General features: G+C 76.9%; 2 protein-coding genes. Both read left to right on the forward strand.

All coding sequences use genetic code 11. From position 1 onward, the window contains the following. Positions 1 to 1,019 (forward strand): hypothetical protein (locus DQW06_RS09220; protein ID WP_117198292.1); only part of this gene is annotated, 1,019 nt, incomplete at its 5' end. A 68-nt stretch (positions 1,020 to 1,087) separates the two neighbouring features. Beyond that, positions 1,088 to 1,527 (forward strand): SDR family NAD(P)-dependent oxidoreductase (locus DQW06_RS09225; RefSeq protein ID WP_117198293.1); only part of this gene is annotated, 440 nt, incomplete at its 3' end.

The raw sequence follows: 1,527 nt of genomic DNA on the forward strand, positions 1-1,527 counted from the left end.
CTCCCCAGGGGTGGGACGGGCCCGACGAGTGGGCGGGGCCGCCCGACTCCGTGCTGGACTCGGGCCCCTACACCGCCGAGACCTCGACCGCCCCCGACGGCTCCGCCGTGCTCACCCTCACCAGCGGGGACGACCCGCGCTCGGGGCTGCGGCTCGTCCGCCGCCTGACCCTGGCGCCCGACAGCGCCGCCTACCGGCTGGACCTGGAGGCGGTCAACGTCTCCGGCACCACGCGCAGGTGGGCGCTGTGGAACGTCACCCAGCTCGACGGCGGTCCCGGCGGCTCCGGTGGCTCTCGTGGGACCGACGGGCCGAGCGGGTCCGACGGGCAGCAGGACGGGCCCGGCGGACCGGACGGCGCACGCGGGGTCTACGTGGGCGTGAGCGGCCCGGGCCCGCACACGGTTCCGCTCGTCGCGGGCAACGGCCGCCCCCGGGTGGTGGAGCACACGCCCTCCGTGGTGCGGGTCCCCCTCCAGGACGTGGTCGGCAAGGTCGGCTTCCCCACGGCCTCCGGATGGCTGGCCGACGTGGGCGCCGAGGGCACCCTCACTCAGCGCTTCGCCGTGCGGGAGGGGGCCGAGTACCCGGACGGCGGCTCCAGGGCCGAGGTGTGGCTCGAATGCCCCGTGGACCGGCCCCTGGAGCACCTGGGCGGGCTGTGCCCGGTGGACCGCGTCACCGAGGTCGAGGCGCTGGGTCCGCTCACCGAGCTCGAACCGGGGCAGTCCACCTCCCTCGCCGTCGAGTTCGGCTTCGGCACCGGCACGGGGCCGGTGACCGAGGTGACCCCCGACGGCTTCTGGAGCGAGGAGCCCCGCTGGGGCGCCCCCGAGCCGGGAGGGCGGCGCCTGGGCGGGGTCTTCACGTCCTCGCGCGCGGGCGCGCTGGTCCACCGGGCGTCCGGCCGCACGGTCGCGCACACCCGGCCGGGCGAGCCGGCGCGCTTCGACGCCGTGGTCCCCGAACCCGACACCGACACCGCGCCCGCCGTCGTGTTCGCGCCCGACCGGGCCTGAGCACCGCGGCGCAGCAGAGCAACGACCGCTCCCGGCCCGGCCGGGGACGCAGCAGAGGACGGAGCGACATGACACACACCAGGCACCGCGGAGTCACCGCCGTGGTCACCGGCGCGGCCCGCGGCATCGGGGAGGCCACCGCCCGCCGCCTGGCCGCCGAGGGCGCCTCGGTGGTGCTGACCGACCTGTCCCCGAGCCTGGAGGAGACCGCCGAACGCATCCGCGCCGAGGGCGGGCGCGCCCTGGCGGTGCGTGCCGACGTGAGCGACGAGGCCTCCTGGGACGGGGTCGTGGCGGCGGCCCGGGACGCCTTCGGGCCGGTGGGCGTCCTGGTCTCCAACGCCTACACCTTCGAGCAGGCGCCCGCCCACGAGACCACACTCGTGTCCTGGGAGCGCCAGCTCGCCGTCAACCTCACGGGCGCGTTCCTGGGGGTGCGCGCCTGCCTGGACGACCTCTCCGCCAGCGGCGGCAGCGTCGTCATCACCTCCTCGGTCCACGCCTGGTT

The sequence above is a fragment of the Nocardiopsis sp. TNDT3 genome, from assembly GCF_003427465.1.
In the GTDB taxonomy this organism is placed as follows: Bacteria; Actinomycetota; Actinomycetes; order Streptosporangiales; family Streptosporangiaceae; genus Nocardiopsis; species Nocardiopsis dassonvillei.